The organism is Salibacterium lacus (assembly GCF_042684865.1).
Classification (GTDB): Bacteria; Bacillota; Bacilli; order Bacillales; family Marinococcaceae; genus Salibacterium; species Salibacterium lacus.
This window is the reverse complement of record NZ_JBHUML010000002.1, coordinates 788,322-807,804: the sequence shown is the minus strand read 5'-3', so window position 1 is coordinate 807,804 and position 19,483 is coordinate 788,322. Positions and strand designations below refer to the sequence as shown.

General features: G+C 49.8%; 23 protein-coding genes. All 23 read left to right on the top strand.

The features are described 5' to 3' along the window. The 23 genes from fliG (at window position 1) to ACFSUB_RS04855 (ending at window position 19,476) form a co-directional block, all read left to right on the top strand. Window positions 1-1,014: a flagellar motor switch protein FliG gene (fliG, locus tag ACFSUB_RS04965; RefSeq protein WP_090928084.1), complete on the top strand. Its 1,014-nt coding sequence runs from the start codon at window positions 1-3 to the stop codon at window positions 1,012-1,014. Further along, window positions 1,007-1,801: a flagellar assembly protein FliH gene (fliH, locus tag ACFSUB_RS04960; protein WP_380712082.1), complete on the top strand. Its 795-nt coding sequence runs from the start codon at window positions 1,007-1,009 to the stop codon at window positions 1,799-1,801. The genes fliG and fliH overlap by 8 nt, the downstream gene beginning before the upstream one ends. Beyond that, window positions 1,788-3,101 (top strand): flagellar protein export ATPase FliI, encoded by a 1,314-nt coding sequence (fliI, locus tag ACFSUB_RS04955; RefSeq protein WP_380712081.1) that lies wholly within the window; start codon window positions 1,788-1,790, stop codon window positions 3,099-3,101. Before fliH ends, fliI begins: the two co-directional genes overlap by 14 nt. A 3-nt stretch (window positions 3,102-3,104) precedes the next feature. Next, on the top strand, window positions 3,105-3,542 hold the full coding sequence (fliJ, locus tag ACFSUB_RS04950; RefSeq protein WP_380712080.1) for a flagellar export protein FliJ: 438 nt from the start codon (window positions 3,105-3,107) through the stop codon (window positions 3,540-3,542). A 15-nt stretch (window positions 3,543-3,557) separates the two neighbouring features. Next, the gene (locus ACFSUB_RS04945; protein ID WP_380712079.1) at window positions 3,558-4,124 is read left to right on the top strand and encodes a MotE family protein; all 567 of its coding nucleotides are present in this window, start codon (window positions 3,558-3,560) and stop codon (window positions 4,122-4,124) included. Between the two features lie 29 nt (window positions 4,125-4,153). Then, window positions 4,154-5,566: a flagellar hook-length control protein FliK gene (locus ACFSUB_RS04940; RefSeq protein ID WP_380712078.1), complete on the top strand. Its 1,413-nt coding sequence runs from the start codon at window positions 4,154-4,156 to the stop codon at window positions 5,564-5,566. 9 nt (window positions 5,567-5,575) lie between these two features. Continuing rightward, complete coding sequence (flgD, locus tag ACFSUB_RS04935) at window positions 5,576-6,082, top strand: flagellar hook assembly protein FlgD (RefSeq protein ID WP_380712077.1); 507 nt, start codon at window positions 5,576-5,578, stop codon at window positions 6,080-6,082. A gap of 33 nt (window positions 6,083-6,115) precedes the next feature. Then, window positions 6,116-6,511, top strand: a complete 396-nt coding sequence (locus ACFSUB_RS04930) for a TIGR02530 family flagellar biosynthesis protein (RefSeq protein WP_380712076.1) — start codon at window positions 6,116-6,118, stop codon at window positions 6,509-6,511. A gap of 82 nt (window positions 6,512-6,593) precedes the next feature. Beyond that, complete coding sequence (gene flgG, locus ACFSUB_RS04925; protein ID WP_380712075.1) at window positions 6,594-7,490, top strand: flagellar basal body rod protein FlgG; 897 nt, start codon at window positions 6,594-6,596, stop codon at window positions 7,488-7,490. Between the two features lie 63 nt (window positions 7,491-7,553). Next, window positions 7,554-7,766: a flagellar FlbD family protein gene (locus tag ACFSUB_RS04920; RefSeq protein WP_380712074.1), complete on the top strand. Its 213-nt coding sequence runs from the start codon at window positions 7,554-7,556 to the stop codon at window positions 7,764-7,766. Between the two features lies 1 nt (window position 7,767). Then, entirely contained in the window at window positions 7,768-8,199 is a 432-nt protein-coding gene (fliL, locus tag ACFSUB_RS04915) for a flagellar basal body-associated protein FliL (RefSeq protein ID WP_380712073.1), read from the top strand. Between the two features lie 34 nt (window positions 8,200-8,233). Further along, complete coding sequence (gene fliM, locus ACFSUB_RS04910; protein ID WP_380712072.1) at window positions 8,234-9,226, top strand: flagellar motor switch protein FliM; 993 nt, start codon at window positions 8,234-8,236, stop codon at window positions 9,224-9,226. Further along, complete coding sequence (gene fliY, locus ACFSUB_RS04905) at window positions 9,219-10,430, top strand: flagellar motor switch phosphatase FliY (protein ID WP_380712071.1); 1,212 nt, start codon at window positions 9,219-9,221, stop codon at window positions 10,428-10,430. The genes fliM and fliY overlap by 8 nt, the downstream gene beginning before the upstream one ends. 25 nt (window positions 10,431-10,455) lie before the next feature. Continuing rightward, complete coding sequence (locus tag ACFSUB_RS04900; RefSeq protein ID WP_380712070.1) at window positions 10,456-10,818, top strand: response regulator; 363 nt, start codon at window positions 10,456-10,458, stop codon at window positions 10,816-10,818. 22 nt (window positions 10,819-10,840) lie between these two features. Next, window positions 10,841-11,506, top strand: coding sequence for a flagellar biosynthetic protein FliO (gene fliO / locus ACFSUB_RS04895; protein ID WP_380712069.1), 666 nt, complete (start codon window positions 10,841-10,843; stop codon window positions 11,504-11,506). Then, window positions 11,503-12,183, top strand: coding sequence for a flagellar type III secretion system pore protein FliP (fliP, locus tag ACFSUB_RS04890; RefSeq protein WP_380712068.1), 681 nt, complete (start codon window positions 11,503-11,505; stop codon window positions 12,181-12,183). Before fliO ends, fliP begins: the two co-directional genes overlap by 4 nt. Window positions 12,184-12,204: 21 nt before the next feature. After that, window positions 12,205-12,474 (top strand): flagellar biosynthesis protein FliQ, encoded by a 270-nt coding sequence (fliQ, locus tag ACFSUB_RS04885; protein ID WP_380712067.1) that lies wholly within the window; start codon window positions 12,205-12,207, stop codon window positions 12,472-12,474. 3 nt (window positions 12,475-12,477) lie between these two features. Continuing rightward, window positions 12,478-13,257: a flagellar biosynthetic protein FliR gene (fliR, locus tag ACFSUB_RS04880; protein WP_380712066.1), complete on the top strand. Its 780-nt coding sequence runs from the start codon at window positions 12,478-12,480 to the stop codon at window positions 13,255-13,257. Window position 13,258: 1 nt separating this feature from the next. After that, window positions 13,259-14,341: a flagellar biosynthesis protein FlhB gene (flhB, locus tag ACFSUB_RS04875; RefSeq protein WP_380712065.1), complete on the top strand. Its 1,083-nt coding sequence runs from the start codon at window positions 13,259-13,261 to the stop codon at window positions 14,339-14,341. A 36-nt stretch (window positions 14,342-14,377) separates the two neighbouring features. Continuing rightward, window positions 14,378-16,411 (top strand): flagellar biosynthesis protein FlhA, encoded by a 2,034-nt coding sequence (gene flhA / locus ACFSUB_RS04870; protein WP_380712064.1) that lies wholly within the window; start codon window positions 14,378-14,380, stop codon window positions 16,409-16,411. Continuing rightward, a complete protein-coding gene (gene flhF, locus ACFSUB_RS04865; RefSeq protein WP_380712063.1) occupies window positions 16,411-17,547 on the top strand; it encodes a flagellar biosynthesis protein FlhF in 1,137 nt (378 codons plus the stop codon). Before flhA ends, flhF begins: the two co-directional genes overlap by 1 nt. Next, window positions 17,540-18,421 (top strand): MinD/ParA family protein, encoded by an 882-nt coding sequence (locus ACFSUB_RS04860; protein WP_380712062.1) that lies wholly within the window; start codon window positions 17,540-17,542, stop codon window positions 18,419-18,421. The genes flhF and ACFSUB_RS04860 overlap by 8 nt, the downstream gene beginning before the upstream one ends. Beyond that, entirely contained in the window at window positions 18,418-19,476 is a 1,059-nt protein-coding gene (locus ACFSUB_RS04855) for a protein-glutamate methylesterase/protein-glutamine glutaminase (RefSeq protein ID WP_380712061.1), read from the top strand. Before ACFSUB_RS04860 ends, ACFSUB_RS04855 begins: the two co-directional genes overlap by 4 nt. Window positions 19,477-19,483 lie beyond the last annotated feature (7 nt).

Below are 19,483 nucleotides of genomic sequence, written 5' to 3'. Positions count from 1 at the left end.
ATGCCGAAAGCTAAAGATACCTTGACCGGAAAACAGAAGGCGGCCATGCTCCTTATCTCGCTTGGGCCCGATGTTTCCGCCCAGGTATATAAATATTTGAACGAGGACGAAATCGAAAAACTGACACTGGAAATCTCCAATGTGCGGAAAGTGGACAGCGACACAAAAGAGAACGTGCTTCAAGAGTTTCATCAGATTGCGGTCGCTCAGGATTACATTTCCCAGGGCGGGATAGGTTACGCCAAAAGCGTACTGGAAAAAGCTCTCGGTGAAGATAACGCGATGCAGATTATTAACCGTCTTACCTCTTCGCTTCAGGTCAAGCCGTTTGATTTTGCGAGAAAAGCCGATCCGTCACAGATTCTTAACTTCATTCAGCATGAACACCCTCAGACGATAGCTTTAATTCTATCGTATCTGGAGTCGGAACAGGCGGGTCAGATATTGTCCGAACTTCCTCAGGACGTTCAAACCGATGTGGCCCGGCGGATTGCTGTTATGGACAGCACATCCCCCGAAATTGTGAATGAAGTGGAATCCATTCTCGAACAGAAACTCTCTGCTACCGTTACACAGGACTACACGGAAGCAGGCGGCATTGAATCTGTTGTGGAAGTGCTGAACGGGGTGGACCGCAGCACCGAGCGTACGATTCTCGATTCGCTTGAGATTCAGGATCCGGAACTCGCAGAAGAAATCAAGAAACGGATGTTTGTCTTCGAAGATATTGTCACCCTCGACAACCGCTCGATTCAACGTGTTATCCGGGATGTGGAAAACGATGACCTGCAGCTTTCCCTGAAAGTGGCCAGTGATGAAGTCAAAGAACTTGTTTTCAACAACATGTCCCAGCGGATGGCAGATACGTTTAAAGAGGAAATGGAGTTCATGGGGCCGGTGCGGCTGCGTGATGTGGAGGAATCACAGACACGAATTGTCTCCGTGATCCGCAGACTTGAAGAAACCGGCGAAATTGTGATCGCACGTGGAGGAGGAGACGATATCATTGTCTAGACTTATCAAACGGCCGTCTTCTTCTGCTTCGTATGACAATGTACGTGCGATCGGTCTCAGACAGGTAGCGCCGGATGTTTCCCGGGACCCCGGGGAACATGGAGAAGAAGTGCCGGGAGAGACAGCGGCCGGCCATGAAAAGTATCGTCTCGACAGGGAACGCGAAGAAATGGAACAGCTGAGACAGCAGGCACACCAGGAGCTTGAGGAAGCACGCAGAAAGATCAGTGAGGAAGAGGAGAATTCCAGGCAGCGCATCGAACAGGCTTACACGGATGCAAGACAGGAAGGCTGGAATCAGGGGCTCCAAGAAGGAAAAGAAGAAGGATATTTTGCTGTTGACGAAGCGGTGCAGGAAGCACAGCAGATGATAACAGCGGCGCGTGAAGAGTATCACCAATATCTCGAACGGGCGGAACCTGTCATTCTTGATCTGGCACTCACCATAGCGAACCGGATCATTTATGACTCTCTTGAAGACCGGGACGGCACGTGGATGGAAATAGTGAAAAACGCGGTGAAAGAAGTGAAAGATCATGAAGAAATCGCCGTATACGTTCCAGTCTCCAGAGTTGAAGAAACCCGGAAACAGCGGAATGAAATGGAAAAGCTGCTTGCCTACTCCCAGGATCTTCTGATTTATCCGGACAGCACCCTCGGGGAAAGGGACTGCACCATCGAGACTCCGTACGGCAAAGTGGACGCTTCCCTTGACAGCCAGCTTCAGGAACTGAAAGAACAGCTCGAAGAAAAACTGAAAGAGGGCGGTACGAATGAAAGCAGCTGATCTGGTCAACGAAATTCATACCCTGAATCCGTATAAACAATACGGAAAGGTAACAAGGGTGGTTGGCCTGACCATCGAATCCAAAGGCCCCCGGACGTCGGTTGGGGAACTGTGCTTCATTTATCCTGAAGGCGGAAGCAAACCGGTTCTTGCTGAGGTGGTTGGATTCAAGGACAAGTACGTTCAGCTGATGCCGCTTCGTCACACCGTGGATATCAGTCCGGGCAGTCTTGTCGAAGGAGCCGGCAAACCGCTGCAGGTCAAAAGCGGCACCGGACTGATTGGCAAAGTCATTGACGGGACAGGACAGCCGCTTGATGGCTCAAAGCTTCCGGACGGTCTTGTTCCGGTACCGACGGAAGCGGAACCGCCCAATCCTCTTCTCCGCCCGCGGATTAACGAACCGTTGTCTCTTGGTATTAAAGCAGTAGACGGTCTTCTCACAATGGGCAAAGGCCAGCGCATTGGTATTTTTGCAGGAAGCGGTGTCGGAAAGAGTACCATCCTGTCCATGCTCACCAGGCACTCGGAGGCGGATGTGAATGTGATTGCCTTGATCGGGGAGCGCGGACGGGAAGTGAAAGATTTTATCGAACGGGATCTCGGTGAAGAAGGGATGAAAAAATCCGTCGTGGTTGTAGCGACATCTGATCAGCCGGCCTTAATGAGAATTAAGGGAGCCATGACCGCAACAGCGGTGGCGGAGTATTTCCGGGATCAGGGGAAGAATGTGAATCTGATGATGGATTCTGTAACGAGGTTTGCCATGGCGCAGCGTGAAATCGGGCTGGCGATCGGTGAACCCCCCACGACAAAAGGCTACACCCCATCAGTTTTTGCCATGCTTCCTAAACTGCTGGAGCGTTCCGGAACGAGTGAAAATGGCACCATTACTGCGTTTTACACCGTTCTGGTAGACGGAGATGACTTGAATGAACCGATTGCTGATGCAGTCCGGGGTATTCTGGACGGTCATTTTGTTCTCGACCGTAAGCTTGCCGATAAAGGCCATTACCCCGCGATCAATGTCCTTCGCAGCATCAGCAGGGTAATGGAAGACCTCGTTGACAAAGATCACCGGGAAGCAGCGGAGAATCTGAGACACTATCTGTCCACTTATACCGAATCCGAAGATCTGATTAATATCGGCGCTTATAAAAAAGGCTCCTCCAAAGAAATCGACCAGGCAGTCAATATGCAGCCAAAGATTAATCAATTTCTTCAGCAGGATACAACAGAAATGCAGCCGCTGGCAGATACGAAAAACGAGTTGACCGCCCAGTTTGGTAAAGGAGAATGATGAATGTCGTTTACCTATTCTTTTCAGAAAATACTTGAGCTGCGAAAGCGCCAGAAAGAACAGAAGTCGCAGGAGTACGAACAATCGGTTCAGCAGTTTGAACGGATGGCATCGGCTTTGTATGAACTGCTTAAGCAAAAAGAGCAGCTCGAGTCGCTTTATAAAGAACAAATGAGCGGCGGCATTTACGTCCATCAGCTGCAGCAGAGTGAAAAAGCAGTATTTCAGCTGCAGCAGCGGATCGCCGATACTCAGAAACAGACCGATAAAGCCAGAGACACCATGCATAAGAAAGAAGCAGAGATGCAGGAAGCTTCGATAGAATGGAAAAAGTACTCCCGGATGAAAGAATGGGAAAAAGAAGAATTCCATCTGGAAGAGAAGCGCCAGGAAGAAAAAATGATGGATGAAATATCAACCCGGAAGTTTGCGTTTCGATGAAATTAGGTGAATCCGATGGCCAAACAAAAAACTGAAAAAAGAACAAAAAAAGGGCAATGGTTTTTCCTTATCATTTTTATTCCCGTCGTGTTTGCGCTCATTATCGGCGTCGTCCTTCTGTCTTTTCTCGGTGTGAACGTGGCTGACATGGGGCGCAGTATGATAAACGAAGTTCCGGGTATTTCCATGGAAGCCGAGGAGACGGAAACGACAGCTGGAGAATCCGCCCCGCAGGCAGACCCGGAAGAACTGGCAGCCAAAGAAGAAGAAATAGCTTCGCTGGAGCAGCAGCTCGAAGCAAAAAACACAGAAATTCAGGAACTCGAGCAGGAGATGGAAGCCATGCAGGTGGAGCAGCAAACCGAGAACTCCGAGCAGGAACAGGATAATTCCGGCCTCCAGGAAACCGCTCAAGTATACGAAAGCATGGGAGCATCGGCGGCAGCCTCTATTTTAGCAGAGATGAGCGACCAGGAAGTCGTTCGTCACCTCTCGGAAACGGGAACGGAAATGAGAGCTGACATTCTGGCGGAAATGGAGCCGCAGCGCGCCTCCGTTATTATAAACTCGTTAAGTGAATAAAAAATAATTACTGAAAGGGGGTGAAACAGATGCAGATGCAGATGCTTATGCAGTCGATGCCGAATGCGGAACTGAACACGCAGCGAGCCGGGAAAAACGGTCCGGACGCAGGAGGCGAAAAAGGATTTATGCAGATGCTCGGGAAGGCGTTAAACGCTGTAGAATCAGAAGGAGCAGCTTCCGGTGCGGAATCCGGCGGCTCACTCGAAGAGCTGTTGTCCGGCTTTTTCAAAAACGGGGATAAACTGTTCGAGCAGTTTTCAGACGAGCTGAAGGCTTTGTTTGAGAACGGAAGCTTTGAATGGTCCGGCAGTATGGAAAAGCTGCTCGACAAACTGCCAAAAGGCATGCAGGAACTGGCGCAGGCCCTGCCGGAACTTGACGGAGAGGAAATGATGCAGTGGCTGGAACAGGCGCTCACTTCGTCTGACAAAGGCAAGGAGGCTCTGCCTGAAGCCGTGCAGAACTTGTTTGCAGATAAACAAGCGGGTTCGGAACCCGGGATGAACAACTTGGATAACAATGAGCAGAAACTTGCTGCTTCTTTCACGGGGATGCTTGCCCTTTTACAGCAGGCAGCCGGGCAGGGGGGAAACCTTCAGGCACAAGGGACGGACTCATCGGCTCAGAACGCAGGAACCGGCACCAGGAACAGTGGTTTTCAGGCAGCTCTTGCTTCGCTTGCCGGATCGTTCACAGGAAAATCCAACGCTCAGCAGAGCATGACCCCGGATCAAGCTTTGAAACAGGTTACGCAGTGGGTGGAATCCACCGGCGGTCAGCAGAAAACGATGGACGGTTTTTTCCAGGCCCTGAAAAACACTTCTTCATCCGGTCAGGACTCCAAGCAGCAATATCTACAGCAGCTTCTGAACCGAAGCATGACAGGAGGCGGTACGGAGTCGAACACAGCGAACGCGCAGCCTTCCTCCATGAGTTCCCAGGACGGGACCGGCGTCATGGCAAAAGCACAGCAGGCCGTTGTTTATCTTGGAGAGGGAAAAACAGAGCACGCCCGTGCCCAGGAGTTTGTGAAACAGTTCCAGAACCTGATCGGCAAAAGCAGCCTGCAGTCGTTTAAAAACGGCACGCAGCAGCTCACGGTGAAATTGGTACCGGAAAATCTCGGACGGCTCGACGTGAAGATTATGCAGCAGAACGGGCAGTTGACCGCCAAGCTCATGACAACTTCAAGTAACGCCAGAGAAATGGTGGAAAGTCAGATTCATCAGCTCCGTGCCGCTTTCCAGCAGCAGAACATACAGGTCGAGCGGATTGACATTTCCCAGCAGCAGCCTTCCACCCTGCAGCAGGACGATGAGGGACAGGAAGATGCCGACGATCTGAACAGCCATGACGGCAATGAAACAGACGTGGACGAAGAAACGGAAGAAACGTTCGCGGACGTGCTCGATGCACTAACTTTTAATGAACAAGTGTAGGTGAAAAACATGGCAAATACGATTCAGGACCAATATGCAATGCCGACCCAGACCGAATCCCTCCGCACAGATAAGAAAAACGGCAGTCTCGGAAAAAACGATTTTCTCGAAATTCTGATGACGCAGCTCCAGAACCAGAGTCCGGCGGATCCGATGAAGGACAAAGAGTTTATCAGCCAGATGGCACAGTTTTCATCTCTTGAGCAGATGACGAACATGACATCGGCTATCACAGACATGGCTGGTGCCCAGCAGAAAGGATCGCTCGTCCAGCACAGCCAGCTCATTGGCAAAACGGTGACATGGCAGCAGACGGTAAAGGATGAAAACGGCGTTGAGCAGACCGAGGAGCGAGTCAACGAGGTCACTTCCGTGAAACAGGACGGAAGCGGAACAATCCGCCTTTTGATGGACAACGACCAGTGGGTGGACAGTGAACAGATGATTCAGGTCGATGCCGCGTCGGATGAGTCGGAAGAGACCGGAAATAACGGACAGGACAGCGCCGGCAGTTAACGCCGCAGCTGTGACAGGCAGGAGGCAGACAAAATGAGTTCAGGGATTCAACCCGGTGGACTGCATCAGCTGCCGCATCCCGCAACATCACCGCCGAAACAAAAAGCAGAACCATCTCCATCCGGGCCATCGTTTCAGGAACTGCTGAACGGGCAGCTGGAGAAAACGGCAGAACTGAAAGTGAGCAGGCATGCACAAAAGCGTCTGCATGACCGGGATGTCATCGTAACCGAAGAACAGTGGCAGAAGATCAGTGACAAACTGGAAGAAGCACGCACGAAAGGGGTCAAGGATGCGGTCGTATTTACAGACGACAGCGCTCTCGTTGTCAGTGCAAAGAACCACACCGTTATAACAGCGATGCAGCGTGATGAGGCGGCCGACCATATCTTTACCAATATTGACGGTACGATTAACGTAAGAGACTAAACCGGCCGGACCTGAAAAGGAAGCCGGAGGACGGCGGACCGATTGAAGCTGTCCGAACTACTAAAATGGAGGATGAAACCATATGTTAGCTTCAATGTATTCAAGCATTTCCGGAATGAAAAACCACCAGCAGCAGCTGGACGTCACGAGTAACAACATCGCCAACGTCAACACGTACGGCTACAAAAAAGGAAGAGCCACGTTCAAAGATATGATCAGTCAGCAGATTCAGGGCGCAACTGCTCCAAATGACACTTCCGGTGGTGTGAACCCGATGCAGGTCGGACTTGGTACGCAGATGGGCAGCATCGATACAGTACAGACCCAGGGAAGCCTGCAGAACACCGGCCGCAGCCTTGACCTCGGTATCTCCGGCGACGGCTTCTTTGCAGTCGGTGAACAAAATAATGATCAATGGCCAAATGGTGGCGATGACAATGTGGCAACCAATGGGTATGACGATTTAAATACAAGTTATACAAGAGCCGGCAATTTTTATATGGACCAATCGGGCCATATCGTTAATCAAGACGGTCAATATTTACTAGGTAATACAACAAACAATGAGGGTGAGCCCTCCTTGGAAGATCTTGAAGATGGTGATGTAGGTAGAATACAAATTCCGACAGATGCGCAGAGTTTCAGCATCGGCGCCGATGGCAGTGTTAGTTATGTAAATGCGGACGGTGACCAGCAGGTGGCCGGACAGGTTGAGATGGCAAGGTTCGCGAATCCGGGTGGTCTGTCCAAGGCAGGAAGCAACCTCTTCCAGCCGACCGATAACTCCGGAGAAGCCCAGTACAATAATCCGGGCGACGGCGCCGGAGAACTGGTACCGGGAACGCTTGAGATGTCCAACGTAGACCTGTCCGAGGAGTTTACGAACATGATCACGGCCCAGCGCGGGTTCCAGGCGAACACCCGTGGTATTACAACCGCCGATGAAGTGCTGCAGGAGCTCATGAACCTGAAACGTTAAATCGGTTCAACATTTAAAAAGGAGGCGTGAGCCGGGTCCTGCCGCCCGGCTCATCCAATACATATGATTACATTAACAAGATTAAAAGGACAAACCTTTCTATTGAATGCAGCGATGATTGAACAGGTGGAAGCTTTTCCGGACACGACCATCACACTCAGCAACGGCAAAAAGATCGTTGTCCAGGAGAGTATGGAAAGCGTGCAGCAATTAATCACAGCGTTTTACCGGAGGATCGGCTTAATCGGCCTGTCATCCAAAGAGGGGGACGAGTAACGTGTTTCAGAACCGTTTAGTGAACATTATGCTGATTATTATCATCTCATTGACCCTGGTTGGTGTTGTGGCGTTCGTGCTGTTCAACTATTTTTCTTCCTCCACCGAAGCCGGAGCGGAACCGACCATCGATGAAATTATCGATAACTCGTGGGAAACCGAGGAAATGACGACCAACCTGAAAAACGGTGACATCTTCCGGGGACGATTCCGCGTTCATGTTGAGACAAAATCGGGAGCGGAGGAACTGCAGAAACGTGATTTCCAGGTCAAAAATATTATCATTCATGAGCTGGCAGACCGAGATCCCGAAGAACTGCAGAGCAAAGAAGGGCTCAAGGAACTTGAGGACACCCTGCGCTCTGATATCAACGGCATCATGGAAGACGGAAAAGTGGTGCGGGTCTACACCACACAACGGATGATTCAGTAATGGCAGCTTATGTCGAAAAAGGAGGTGGAAACGTTTGGCGGACGTTCTTTCACAGGGTGAAATAGACTCACTGTTATCCGCACTTTCTACCGGGGAAATGGACGCGGACGAACTAAAAAAAGAAGAAGATGAAAAGAAAATACAAACGTACGATTTCAAGCGGGCGCTTAGATTCTCCAAAGACCAGATCCGAAGCCTTTCCCGGATTCACGAAAATTTCTCAAGGCTTCTTACGACGTCTTTATCCGCCCAGCTGCGGACGTTTGTACAAATATCTGTCGCATCAGTGGATCAGCTGCCTTATGATGAATTTATCCGGTCGATTCCGAAAATGACACTGTTAAATGTGTTTGATGCGTATCCGCTTGACGGCCGTCTTCTGATGGAAGTTAATCCAAATGTCGGCTATGCGGTGCTCGACCGGCTTCTCGGTGGAAAAGGGACAAGCATTAATAAAGTGGAAACCCTGACAGAAATTGAAACGAAACTTATGACACAGGTTTTTCAGACGATGCTTGAAACGTTTCAGACCGCTTGGGAATCCGTGGTTGAAATGGATCCGCAGATGGAGGATATTGAAGTCAATCCCCAGTTTCTGCAGATGGTATCGCCCAATGAAACAGTGGTTGTTATATCGCTTTCGACTACGGTAGGGGAAACGACAGGCATGATTAATATCTGTCTTCCCCACGTTGTTCTGGAGGAGATTCTTCCGCATTTGTCGGTTCATTACTGGATGCAGACGAAAAAGAAAGAACGGGACCCTCATGAACTGGAAGAACTGCAGCAGACCGTGAAAGCCGCCCCGCTCACGCTGCAGGCCGTTCTTGGCACGTCGGAAATCTCGATTGAAGAGTTTCTTGGTCTGAACGAAGGAGATGTACTGGAACTGGATCAAAATATCAACGATCCGCTTCTTTTGAACGCCGGCGGGGAAGCGAAGTATTATGCACAGCCGGGGCAGTGGAAGAAAAACATCGCCGTTCAGATTACAGAGGAAATAGAGGAGGGGAACGAGTATGAATGATGATATGCTCTCTCAGGAAGAAATTAATGAACTGCTCAAAAGCGTGGAAGGCGGCGACTCCGACAATAAAGAGCAGAGTCAGGAAGATGCAGAGTCAACGGCGGGCGAGCCCGGAGAATTGAATGTTGAGGATTATCTGTCTTCGGTGGAACAGGATGCATTAGGTGAAATCGGGAACATTTCCTTTGGAAGTTCAGCGACCGCTCTGTCCCAGCTTTTGAATCAAAAAGTGGAAATCACGACACCGGTTGTGTCCGTCGTGCAGCGGGAAAAACTGGACGAACAGTTCCCACGGCCGAACGTTGCCGTTCACGTGCGGTATACAGAAGGGTTTGAAGGCACCAACCTGCTCGTCATCAAAACAAGAGACGCTTCCATCATTGCTGATTTGATGCTTGGCGGGGATGGTACCAATCCGGCTGAAGAAATGGAAGAGATGCACATAAGTGCCGTGCAGGAAGCGATGAATCAGATGATGGGGTCGGCGTCGACCTCCATGTCCACGGTCTTCAATAAGCGGGTTGATATTACACCACCGGGAATCGATATGATGGATCTCAAAAATGAAGAAGGATCCAGCAATGTCCCGGATGCTGATACCCTTACGAAAATATCATTCCGGTTGATTATCGGAGACTTGATAGATTCCACTATTATGCAGCTTGTATCTGTTCCGTTTGCAAAAGACATGGTGGATAATTTAATGAATCAGTCCGAGCCCGAAGACGACAAGGCGCCGGAACCGGAAGCAGCCACCCAAGCGCCGCCACAGCCGGAAGCTCCTCCGCAGCAGCACAGCACAGCGGCAGAGCAGCAGAAGCCGGCCGGCTCTGAACGGCAGACTTCCACTGGAAATCAGGAACGTTTTGTCGGCGGACCTTCCGGCAACGTACAGGCAGCCCAGTTTTCATCATTTGATACCCCCTCGCTGAGTGAGAATGAATCGAAAAATCTCGACATGCTGATGGATATTCCACTTGAGGTAACGGTGGAACTCGGGCGGACCCAGCGTACCATCAAAGACATTCTGGAGTTCTCGCAAGGGTCGATTATTGAACTCGACAAGCTTGCAGGCGAACCGGTGGATATTCTCGTGAACCAGAAGCTGGTTGCCAAAGGGGAAGTCGTTGTGATTGACGAAAACTTCGGGGTGCGCGTGACGGATATCGTCAGTCAGGCCGACCGTATCAAAAAACTGAAATAATAATATACAAGGAGGAATACAGACGATGGCACATTCTGTATTAGTCGTTGATGATGCTTCATTCATGCGGATGATGATCAAAGATATTCTCGAGAAAAATGATTTTACGATTGCAGGCGAGGCAAAAGATGGACAGGAAGCGGTAGATTTATATAAAGAGACATCCCCCGACCTGGTCACCCTGGATATTACGATGCCGGAGAAAGACGGCATCGCAGCGTTGAAGGAAATTCAGGCCATTAACCCGGAGGCAAAGGTGATTATGTGCTCAGCTATGGGGCAGCAGTCGATGGTCATTGATGCCATCCAGGCCGGAGCGAAAGATTTCATCGTAAAACCATTTCAGGCGGACCGCGTTCTTGAAGCGATCAATAAGACGCTCAGCTGACGCGGCTGGGGAGGTATCCGGCATGCACTTAAACAGCGTACTCCGGCTGACCCTCGTCCTTTTCGTGTGGTTTCTTTTTCCGCTCACCATCGAGGCTTCCCAAGGAGAGAACCAGAGTATAAAGGATGCTCTGGAGAACAGCCCGCAGGAAGAGGACGGGAACAACGAAGAAAATACGGGCACACCGGAAGAATCAACAGAGACGACCGAGAACATGGATTTTGCGGAAAGTACCAATGTCTTCTCCATGCTCGTGCAGCTGTTTCTTGCTTTGGGGGCTGTCATCGCGCTCATGTATCTGCTGCTCAAGTTTATCAATAAACGGTCGCAGCGGTTTCAGTCCCACCGGACGATGCAGAATCTCGGCGGCGTACCACTTGGACAAAATAAGTCGGTCCAGGTTGTGAAGGTGGGACGCCGGCTCCTCGTTGTCGGTGTCGGCGAGTCCATCCAGCTGTTGAAGGAAGTCGAAGAAGAAGAGGAGATGGAGGAGCTGCTGGAACCGAACCAAGGGAATGAGGAAAATGCGCTGCAAAGGCTGCAGTCGCTCTTTCCGAAGAAAAATCCGCAGCAGGAAGACGGAACTTCCGAGTCCTCTTCTTTTCAGAAAGTACTGGAAGGACAGCTCGGCGAGATGAAACAAGCACGGAAAAATGTCCGGCGGCGCATAAAGGAGTATGACGAATGATTTTTGCGATTCCCGGCCTGGATCTTGGAGGCCTGATCAGTGACGATCCGTCCGATTTAACGACGAGTCTGCAGTTAATTTTTCTTATTACGATTCTATCACTAGCTCCGGCCATATTAATTTTAATGACGTGTTTCACCCGGATTGTCATTGTTCTTTCTTTCGTCCGGATGGGGCTGGCCACCCAGCAGATGCCGCCGACTCAGGTATTGATCAGCTTGGCGCTGTTTATGACGTTTTTCATTATGGCTCCAGTGTTTTCTGAGGTAAACAATCAGGCACTGACTCCTCTCTTGAACGGGGAGATGAATCAGGAAGAGGCATATTCGGAAGCCGCGGCTCCCATGAAGGAATTCATGTCCGAACACACCCGGGAGAAAGATTTGTCTTTGTTTATGGGATACGCCGAAATGGAACGGCCGGAAACGATTGAAGATATTCCGCTGACGGCGCTTGTGCCGGCTTTTGCAATCAGTGAACTGAACACAGCATTTCAGATCGGATTTTTGATATTTATTCCATTTCTTGTTATCGATATGATTGTGGCCAGTGTTCTCATGTCGATGGGTATGATGATGCTTCCGCCGGTCATGATTTCACTGCCTTTTAAGATTCTGCTGTTTGTGCTTGTAGACGGCTGGTATCTCATTGTTGAATCATTATTATTCAGTTATTAGGTGTTAGAAGGGGATGGAACCATGTCGGCGGATACTGTCATCAGCCTTGCAGAAAATGGAGTATGGGTTGTCTTTCTTGTAGCGGGTCCGCTTTTGGTGGTAGCACTCGTGCTCGGTTTCGGAGTCGCGATTTTTCAGGCTACCACCCAGATTCAGGAACAGACCCTTGCCTTTATTCCGAAGATTCTCGGTGTGCTTGCAGCTCTTATCGTTTTCGGCCCGTGGATGCTGCAGGTCTTAACCGATTTTACGGCAACAATTTTAAGTAATTTAATGGGATATATAAGGTAGCTTATGACGATTGAATGGCTGAACCAATTACCGGTTTATTTGTTGGTGTTAATCAGAGTGCTTGCGTTTTTTACAAGCATGCCTCTGTTTTCATATCGGAATGTTCCCTCTCATTTTAAAGTAGGGTTCGGTGCTTCTTTTGCATTAATTATCGTATTCACTTTGGATGTAGAGAGTATTTCCATCGACAGCACGTATATTCTGCTTATTTTTAAGGAAATGCTTGTTGGTCTTTCCGTGGGTCTTCTCGCCGGCATCATGGTGTATGCCGTGCAGGTGGCGGGAATGTTTCTGGACATTGCCATGGGCTTTCTTGTCGCCAATGTGATTGACCCCCAGACCGGAGCGCAGACCCCGTTAATGGGAGGATTTCTGTATACGTTCGCGCTTATGTTCCTGCTGGCTGTGGACGGCCATCACTTGATTATGGACGGCATTTATTACAGTTACGAATTTATTCCCGTCGATCAAGTGTTTCTCCCTTTTGGAGACGAGGCCGTCGCCAAGCACATCCTTGAATCGTTCAGCACGATGTTCATGATTGCCTTTCAAATGGCATTTCCGATTGTCGGCTGTCTGTTTTTGACCGACCTCGCGCTTGGCATGATGTCCAGAGCCGTGCCGCAGATGAACGTATTTGTTGTCGGCCTGCCGCTGAAATTATTTGCCGGTCTGCCGCTTCTGGCTGTGACACTTCCGGGTTTTTTCATGGCGGTGGACCACCTGTTTGATGAAACATTTGAAGCCATGCGGACGTTAATGGCGATGTTTGGGGGAGCATGACATGAAACTGACTCTGGATCTTCAGTATTTCCAGCAGGAAAAAACGGAGAAAGCGACACCGAAAAAAAAGCAGGAAACCCGTGATAAAGGTCAGGTTGCCAAAAGCACAGATATCAATACAGCTTTTATTCTGCTTGCCGTTTTTCTGTTCATGTTCATGTATGCCCCGGTACTCGGTACGCATTTATATGACACCATGCGGACCGTATTTACTGAATTTCTGATGTGGGAGTTCACAGAAAACACAATTCCTGAAATTTTTTACGAACTGACTATCGAGACAGGTATTGTGATGGCCCCGATTCTGCTTATAGCACTCGTTTTCGGGGCAGGGGCCTCCATACTTCAGGTCGGCTTTTTGTTCTCGCCGGAAGCGATCAAATTTAAACCGTCAAAAATCAATCCCCTGAGCGGTATCAAGCGGATTTTTTCAGCAAGGGCGCTCGTGGAATTCATGAAATCGATGTTTAAAATCACGCTTGTCGGTCTGCTGACCTTTACGATTATCTGGCTGAATCTGGATTCGCTGCTTTTTTTAAACCAGAAAGATGTGGCTGACGGCTTCGGTGAAATAGCACAGTTGACCGGATTAATCGGTGTTTGTTCGGCGCTTCTTCTTTTGTTTCTTGCGATTCCGGACTATCTGTACCAGCGCCATGACCATGAAAAACAAATCAAAATGTCCAAACAGGACGTGAAAGATGAGAACAAAAAGATGGAAGGCGACCCTCAGATTAAGCAGAAACGAAAACAGCAGCAGATGGACATGGCGACGCAGCGAATGATGCAGGAAGTTCCGGAAGCGGACGTCGTGATCACAAACCCGACTCATTTTGCGGTTGTCCTGAAATATGAAGAAGATCAGATGGCTGCTCCGAAAATCACAGCCAAAGGTGCCGATTTTGTTGCGTACCGTATACGCTCCACAGCCAGGGCCCACGACGTGGTCCTTGTCGAGAATAAGCAGCTGGCAAGATCCCTCTACGACCAGGCTGACATCGGGGATGAAGTGCCGGAAGAATTGTTTAAAGCGGTGGCTGAAGTGCTGGCTTATGTGTACCGCCTGAAAAATCAGCTCGTCTGATAAGAATGAAAGGAATCGAGAAAAAGGAGCATTTAAATGGGTACAAGAGAGTTTTCCGTGTTATTTGGTGTTATTTTAATCGTTGTCATGCTCATCATTCCACTTCCTACCTTTATTCTTGATATTTTAATTATTACTAATATCTCTCTTGCCCTCATCATCATTCTCGTTTCGATGAACACGAGAGAGCCGCTCGAGTTTTCCATATTCCCTACATTGCTGCTGCTTGTGACACTGTTCCGGCTCGGGTTGAACGTTTCGACGACCCGCTCCATCCTTGGGGACGCAGAAGCCGGTAACGTCATTAATACATTTGGAAATTTTGTGGTGGGCGGCAGTCCCCTCGTTGGCTTTGTCGTGTTTTTGATTCTTGTCATTATTCAGTTTGTCGTGATTGTAAAGGGGTCTGAGCGGGTATCGGAAGTAGGAGCACGCTTTACCCTCGATGCCATGCCGGGGAAACAGATGAGTATTGATGCGGATCTGAACGCCGGGATGATTTCTGATCAGCAGGCCAAACAGCGCCGCGAGAAAATCCAGGAAGAGGCGGACTTTTACGGATCCATGGACGGAGCCAGTAAGTTTGTGAAAGGGGACGCGATTGCCGGGATTGTCATTGTCATTATCAATCTTATTTTCGGACTGGTTATCGGTATGGTTGAACACGGCATGGGCGTCACCGATGCGGCGAGCACGTACACACTGCTTACCGTCGGGGACGGTCTTGTGAGTCAAATTCCAGCCCTGCTTGTATCAACAGCAACCGGTATCGTCGTTACAAGAGCTGCGTCGGAAGGAAACTTGAGTCATGATGTGACAAGTCAGCTGTTTGCCTTCCCGAAGATGCTGTATATTGCTTCTGCCGCCATATTTCTTCTCGGTCTGCTCACCCCGATTACGGTGCTTTTGACAACCGTTATCGCAGCGGGGCTTGCCTCCATGGCATACTTCATGAGCCGTGTGGAGCAGCAGCCTGATAAAGAGGAAGAAGAACCGGAGGAAGAAAGAGAAGATGATGATATGAAGTCACCGGAGAATGTCGTTAACCTGCTGACGATTGATCCGATTGAATTTGAATTCGGCTACGGTTTGATTCCGCTTGCTGATGCGAACCAGGGCGGTGACCTCCTCGACCGGGTGGTCATGATCCGCAGGCAGCTGGCTCTTGAGCTTGGTATGGTCGTGCCGGTTATCCGGATACGGGATAATATACAACTGCAGCCCAATGAATATGCCATTAAGATGCACGGTAACGATGTCGCTTCGGGGGAACTTCTTCTGGATCACTACATGGCCATGAGCCCGGGAGTGGAGGATGAAAGCATTACAGGAATCGAAACGACTGAACCTGCTTTCGGGCTGCCGGCCCTGTGGATTGGGGAGGAAATGAAAGAGCAGGCGGAACTTTCCGGCTATACGGTGGTGGATCCACCCTCGGTTGTTTCCACGCATCTGACCGAAATCATAAAAAATCATGCCCATGAACTGCTTGGAAGAGAAGAGGCAAAGCAGCTTGTCGAACATTTGAAAGAAACCTATCCAACCCTTGTGGAAGAAGTGACGCCGAACCCTCTTTCACTCGGTGACATTCAGAAGGTGCTGTCCAACCTGCTGAAAGAAAAAATATCGATCCGCAACCTGCCTACGATTTTTGAAACCCTTGCTGAATACGGAGCTTTGACCAAAGACATGACACTGGTGACCGAATACGTCAGACAATCTCTATCCAGGCAGATTACGAAACAGTTCAGTCCCGACGGGGAGCCATTGTATGTTGTAACGGTGAGTGGACAGGCGGAGAAAAAAATCGCCGAAGCGGTACAACAGACCGAGCACGGCAATTTCCTTGCCATGAACCCCGATGATTCCCAGTCCCTGGTCGAAAATATCGGGCGGGAGGCAGAGCGGTTGTCCGAAATGGGGCAGACTCCTGTGCTGTTATGCTCTCCGGCGGTGAGAATGCACATTTCACAGCTGATTGAGCGCTTTCTGCCGCAGGTGCCTGTTCTTTCCTACAATGAACTGGAACCAAATATTGAAGTGCAGAGTACAGGGGTGGTGAATGCCTGATGAAAGTAAAAAAGTATACAGCAGGAACCATGCCGGAAGCCATGACAAAAATTCAAGCTGAACTTGGTGATGACGCTGTTATCCTGAATTCAAAGTACGTGAATTCAGGAGGGTTTCTCGGCCTGTTTAAGAAAAAGAACATTGAGGTGATTGCAGCAAAAGAAGATACGCCTGCGGCCGCCTCCGCCGCGCCAAAAAAGCAGCAGGCGCCCACGCAGCAGAAAACCACAGCTTCACAGGCGCCGCCTGCACCATCAAAAGAAAAGCTCGAAGAAGAAGTACGGGAACTGAAAACGATGGTCAACGGACTCTATGAAAAAAGCCATACTTCCTCAAGCGGTTACCCTGCACCGATACAAACCATCGCAGATATGCTGGAGCAACAGGAAGTGGAGGAAGTCTGGACGTATGAACTTCTCAGGCATCTTCTCGGGGAATGGTACCGCAGTTTTGAAGAGGCGGACAATGAAAATGTGAAAGAGTGGACTGCCTCTTATCTCAGCCGGCTGCTCCCTCAAGAGATGGGGCCTTCGGCTTCCATGTCAAAAATCATTAATCTGGTGGGGCCTACCGGGGTAGGGAAGACAACAACAGCTGCAAAAATTGCAGCCTACTATCACCTGGAAGAGAAAAAGTCCGTCGCCTTCATTACAACAGACACGTACCGCATTGCCGCCGTCGAACAGTTGAAAACCTACGCGGAAATCCTTGCCATTCCTGTGGCTGTCGCCTATTCGATAGAAGATTTCCGCGAGGCGAAGGAGCAGTTTGCGGAGAAGGACCTTGTCATTGTTGATTCAGCAGGACGAAATTTTACAAATCCGCTCTATGTAAAGGAGCTTGGCAGAATCATCGATTTTGAAGAAGAGATGCAGACGTACCTTGTTCTGGCACTGACGTCCAAGTTTAAAGACATGAAAACCATATATGAGCAGTTTTCGCTTCTTACAATAGACCGCTTTGTCTTCACAAAAAAAGATGAAACTGCGACGTATGGAGCCTTGTTTAACCTTATGGCGCGTACCGGCATCCCGGCGGCATATATAACCTATGGTCAAAGCGTTCCCGATGACATGGAAGAAGCAGACCATACAAAAGTTATCCAATGGCTCTTGGGGGAGGCCGGTGATGAGTGATCAGGCGCAGAATTTACGCAGAGTACTGGAACACAAAGACAGCAGCCCTTCAAAAGCGACCAGAGTCATTTCAGTAGTGAGTGGAAAAGGCGGTGTTGGAAAATCCAATTTTTCCGTCAACGCCGGTATAGGACTGGCGCGGGAAGGATACAAAACAGCTCTGTTTGATCTTGATATAGGGATGGCCAATGTTGATATTCTGCTTGGTCTTCAGACATCCGGAGATATCGTGGACATGATAGAAAATGACCGCTCTATATGGGATATCATGGAAACCGGGCCCGGTGGTCTTCACGTAGCAGCAGGAGGCTCCGGTTTGAACGATATTTTTGAGATGACCCAGGAAAAAAAGGAACGTTTTTCAAGGCAGATGGCTATGCTGGACGGGGTTTTTGACTATATTTTGTTTGATATGGGGGCGGGAGCGGACAGAGACAGTTTTCATTTCATTCTTTCCTCCCACGAAGTAATTGTCGTTACGACCCCGGAACCAACGTCCATTACTGATGCGTACGCCGTCATCAAACACCTGCACCTCCGTGCACCTGACCTTGTCTGTTCGATACTTGTCAACCGAAGTGAAACAAGCAGGGAAGGAAGACAGACGGGGGAAAATCTGCAGCGGGCAGCCAAACGATTTTTACACAAAGATGTGGAGCTGCTTGCAGCCATTCCCCAGGATAAACATGTTCTGCAGGCGGTAAAGAAACAGGAACCATTTCTGCTTGCTTTTCCACACACGCCGGCCTCCAAAGCATTACAGACATGTCTGGAGCGGGTGGCAGGAAGAGAAGGAGCCGAAAGTGATTCCGGGTCTTATAAACAATTTATCGGCCGGTTGAAAGAATTTTTGCTAAAGGGGGGAGGCCGGTGATTCGTGTTCTCGTCGTCGACGACTCTGCGTTTATGAGGAAGCTGATCAGTGACTACATCAACGAAGAGCCGGGCATGACCGCAGCAGGTACCGCCAGAAACGGGAAAGACGCCTTGGAAAAAGCACGGACCGGTAGTTTCGACGTCATCACACTCGATGTAGAAATGCCCGAAATGGACGGTATGGAAGCTCTCCGCTCTATCATGGAAACCTGCCCTCATCCAGTCATCATGGTGAGCTCGCTTACGACAAAAGGAGCGGAACAGACGATTTCAGCCCTCGAGCTGGGAGCTGTTGACTTTTTAGCAAAGCCTTCAGGATCCATATCGCTTGATCTTCATCATGTGAAAGAAGAAATGGTTGAAAAAATCAGGACAGCAGCACAGGTGGATGTAAAAAAGAAAAGTGCTCCTTCTACTGCTGGAATGCAGGTAATGCAGGATGAACCGGATGGTATCTCCCTTGACGGCAGAAAGACAGTCGCTGTCGCCACATCAACCGGGGGCCCTAAAGCACTGCAGGTTCTCTTATCCGGACTGCCGGAAAACTTTCCAGCCCCGGTGTTCATCGTGCAGCATATGCCGCCGGCTTTCACACAGTCGCTTGCGGGCAGGCTGGATCAGCTGAGCCCTCTGCATGTAAAAGAAGCCCGGGATGGAGAAATTGCCCAAGCCGGCACCGTTTATATTGCGCCGGGGGGAAGACATCTTGCCGTCCGCAGAATGGGACGATCCCTGATCACCGAAGTTCTCGACACACCTCCGGTTAACGGTCACCGACCCTCGGCGGATGTATTGTTTTCCTCTCTTGCCGGGATAGATGGTTTCAGCCACGTTGGTGTTGTGCTGACCGGGATGGGGTCAGACGGGGCCTCCGGTCTGGCAGAAATGAAAAAAGCACAGGACTGCCTGCTTATTACAGAATCTCAGCGGACATCCATTGTATACGGAATGCCAAAAGCAGCCCGGCAGCGGGCTGGAGCAGAACACAGCCTGGACCTCGGGGATATAGCCGGTTTCTTGTCGGCTTCTCTGCTTCCTGGATCTAATAAATAGGAGTGTA